This is a genomic window from Polaromonas sp. P1_G4 (assembly GCF_056405475.1).
The window spans coordinates 1-3,575 of the sequence record NZ_JBFUCA010000450.1; the positions used below are offsets into that span (position 1 = coordinate 1).

The 3,575-nt window shown below is 59.1% G+C and carries 3 protein-coding genes; all 3 read right to left on the bottom strand.

The window, feature by feature from the left end; translation table 11 throughout:
* Positions 1–568 precede the first annotated feature (568 nt).
* Positions 569–1,186 carry a 1,6-anhydro-N-acetylmuramyl-L-alanine amidase AmpD gene (gene ampD, locus AC1D1X_RS18515; protein ID WP_477668368.1) on the bottom strand — a complete coding sequence of 206 codons (618 nt, stop codon included), beginning with the start codon at positions 1,184–1,186 and terminating at the stop codon, positions 569–571.
* A complete protein-coding gene (locus AC1D1X_RS18520; RefSeq protein ID WP_477698844.1) occupies positions 1,155–2,603 on the bottom strand; it encodes a sigma-54-dependent transcriptional regulator in 1,449 nt (482 codons plus the stop codon). Before AC1D1X_RS18520 ends, ampD begins: the two co-directional genes overlap by 32 nt.
* A 5-nt stretch (positions 2,604–2,608) precedes the next feature.
* On the bottom strand, positions 2,609–3,575 hold a 967-nt coding region (locus AC1D1X_RS18525; RefSeq protein WP_477698845.1), incomplete at its 5' end, for a sensor histidine kinase.

Here is a 3,575-nt window from a genome sequence, read left to right on the forward strand (position 1 = left end):
GCCGCCATTGCGGCGGATGATCTGGTAATGGGCGAGCGGGTTGCTTTGCGCGTTGGTATCGCCGGTTGCTGGGTTGCTTGCCAGAACGCTCGACGTGACGGGCACCGCGTGTTGTGCAGTTTGCATGACTTCCTCTTTGCTTTGTTTTATGGGTGGTTTGATGTGCTGTTCGGGGTCTCTGGATATATTGAGGTATTGCACAGGCCTATCAACCTGCTCCTTCATTTCCTGACCCGAATTACATCAAACTGAATTAGGGCTTAGACACTATACCTAGGGTATGGAGGGAATACAAGCCACTACAGGTAGTGTATCGCTGACTAAATGCACCGTTACGTTTTGTGGCTTTTTAGGCCCCATTCCAGACGCCTCGATCAGGGCTTGATGGTGGCTCGTTCAACTTCGCTGAAAGCCTGATGCCATCAGGCTTGCGAAGCTGATGCAGCGTTGTGGCGCGGCTTTTCGCGGGCTTGGATTGAGAGCGCCGGTCACTGCTGGCGCGGTAAAAATAACCGGAAATTTCCACAGCAAGACGCACCGCAATGGTGAGTGCGTGCAGGTGCACCAGTCACATGATTTCGGGAAAACACCTAGCCGGTGACGACAGCGAGTTTTGCAGCAGAGGCCAGTTGAAGCCAAGGCCCGGGTCCTGCTTGCGGCCGGGTGCAATGTGCTCGTGCCCGGCGATGTGCTCAATGGGATAGCGCTGCAGAAGCGAGGCGCACAGCCCGGTCAGGGTTTCATACTGGGATGCTTCAAAGGTATCTCCCTCAAGGCCTTCCAGTTCGATGCCGATGGAATCGTCGTTGCAGTTGGTGCGTCCGCGGTAGCTGGATTCCCCGGCATGCCAGGCGCGGTCGTCACAGCTCACAAACTGCCACAGAGCGCCGGTTCGGGCGATGAAAAAGTGCGATGAAACCTGCAGGCCGCGAATGCCCTGAAAGTAAGCGTGTGCCTCCCAGTCGAGCTGGTTGGTGAAAAGGCGCTGGACGTTGTCATTGCCGAACTCACCTGGCGGCAGGCTGATGGAGTGGATGACGATCAGGTCGATTTGCGCGCCGGGAGGGCGTGGACCAAAGTTGGGCGAAGCCAGTGCGCGTGCGTAGCGGTACCAGCCGTTTTGCCACAAAGGCCGGGGAAGGGCATTGGGGCTTTCAGGCGGGGTCATCAGCAGGGTCAAGTCCATCGGCCAGGTCGTCATTGCCCGGCGTGGCGATATTCAGGCGTGCAATGCGGTAGCGGATCTGCCGCAGGCTCAAACCCAGCCTCGCGGCGGCGGCGGTACGATTGAAGCCGGTCTCCAGCAAAACCTTGGTCAGGATGTTTCGCTCCTGCCCGTCCAGATAATCCTGCAGGTTTTCCGGGACGGCGACGTGCTCTTCGACCGGCGCATCAAAATGCAGCATACTTCCTTCGCCGAGCGCCACGGCCCGGTGCAGGATGTTTTCCAGCTCCCTGACATTGCCGTTAAAGGGCCTGGACTGCAGCTGCTCCATCACGGCATCTGTCAACTCGGGCATCTTGAAGCCGGACTCCTGGCAGATTCTTGACAGCAGGGCAGTGCAGAGTGCCGGCAAATCCTCCCTGCGTTCGCGCAAGGCCGGCACGGCAATTTCAATCACATTGAGCCGGTAATAAAGATCCTGGCGGAATGTCCCTTCCTGGGCTTCCGCCGCCAGGTTTTTGTGCGTTGCGCTGACGATGCGCACGTCAACGGTGTCCTCCTGCGGCGAACCCAGCGGCCTGACGGTGCGCTCCTGGATGGCGCGCAGAAGTTTGGATTGCATGGCCAGCGGCAGGTCGCCAATTTCATCGAGAAACAAGGTGCCGCCCTTGGCTGCCTGGAAGTAGCCTTGCCGGTCCTGCGCTGATCCGGTGTAAGCGCCCTTTCGTGCACCGAAGAACTCCGCTTCGAGGAGGTTTTCGGGTATGGCGCTGCAATTGACGGCTACAAAAGGCCCTGTCGCGCGGTGGCTGCAGCCGTGTACGGCGCGTGCAACCAGTTCCTTGCCGGTGCCCGATTCCCCCTGAATGAGGACCGGCGCCATGCTTCCCGCCACTTTGACGATGCGCGACTTGACGGCGCGCATGACGGCAGACTCACCCACCAGTTTTTGCAGAATCTGGGTGCCGTCCCCGCTTTTTTTCTGGGCGGAGGGGGCGGGGCCGTGTTCCGGTGCGCTTCGATCGCTTTTGGYCTGTAGTGCAGGATGCTTGGCACCCTGCACGGCGGATGCCACGACACTGCGGAATTGTTTGAGGTCGACCGGTTTCGTGAGGTAGTCAAACGCGCCGGCCTTGAGTGCTTCCACCGCATTTTCGGCCGAGCCGTGGGCTGTAATCACCACGCATCGTTCGGGCCTTTGCTGGTCTATCATGTCTCGCAGTAATTCGAGGCCAAGGCCATCTGGCAGGCGCATATCGGTGATCACAGCATCGAAGTGATGCGCCTTGAGCTGCTCCCGGGCCTGCAGCAGGTCACCGGCTGCCTCCACCCGATACCCTTCCCTGAGCAGCGTCAGTTCATACAGGGTGCGCAAATCCGGTTCATCGTCAATGACGAGGATACGTGCCTGCTGGGGAACGGGAATGGGGGTGCTCATGGTTTTCAGGTTGGCATTGTGGCAAAAGAAGCCGCGGGCAAGGTCATAGACGGACTGGAGGGTGCGAATATGACAAAAAATTCGTTTCCTTCAATGCCGCTGCGCTGCACGCGCTGGTAGCCGATCAGGGCACCATAGCGTTCGCATAATTCACGGCAAATGTACAGGCCCAGCCCGCTGGAGCGGCTTTCAGAGGAGAAAAATGGTTCGAACAGGTGTGTCTGCACGGTTTGCTCCATGGGTTGGCCATCGCTCCATACGGACAGACGGGCCTGCCCGGGCGTAACGAGCTGGGTGGAGACTTCAATGGCCTGAGAAGATGTGCTGGCATAGCGCAGGGCGTTGTCCAGCAGATTGACCATGAGGCGGCGCAAATGCTCGGGCTCAAAGCACACAACGGCATTACCCGAATCTGCCGTGATCTTCATGCGTCGGGACGCTTCAGTCTGCCCCGCCCAGTCCGCGGTAATCTTGTGAGCGGTTTCGTCCAGCGCCAGGGTGGTGGTTTGTGGCGAGGGCAGGTGCGCCTGGGCACGTGAAATGTTCAATACCTCATCGACGATTCTGGCGAGACGTTGCGCATTTTGCCGGATCATGCCTGTGAGCTGGCGGTGCGGCTCGTCTTGCAGGTCTTCTTCCAGCAAGGCATTGGCTTGAGAGATCGCCGCCAGCGGATTCCTGATTTCGTGTGCCACTGCGGCCGACATGCGTCCCATGGCTGCCATCTTCTCGGTCCTCACGCGGGCTTCCATTTCACGCAGGTCTTCCAGGAACATTACACAAAGGCTTTCGTGGGTGCCATTTTTCGAGGCGGCAAGACGAGTGCGTACATGAAGCCGCCGGGTATTGCTGCCCGGGTATTCAAGGCTGATGTCCGCTTCCTGGGGGGTCTGCGTGCTGAACGTGCTGTGCATCAGTTCCGCCAGGGGCAACCAGGCCGCCTCCATGACGAGGATGAAAGGCGCGCTGCGA

Bases quoted from the DNA above. Each gene is read 5' to 3' on its own strand.
- ampD (WP_477668368.1), bottom strand. From the start codon at position 1,186: ATGGACTTGACCCTGCTGATGACCCCGCCTGAAAGCCCCAATGCCCTT.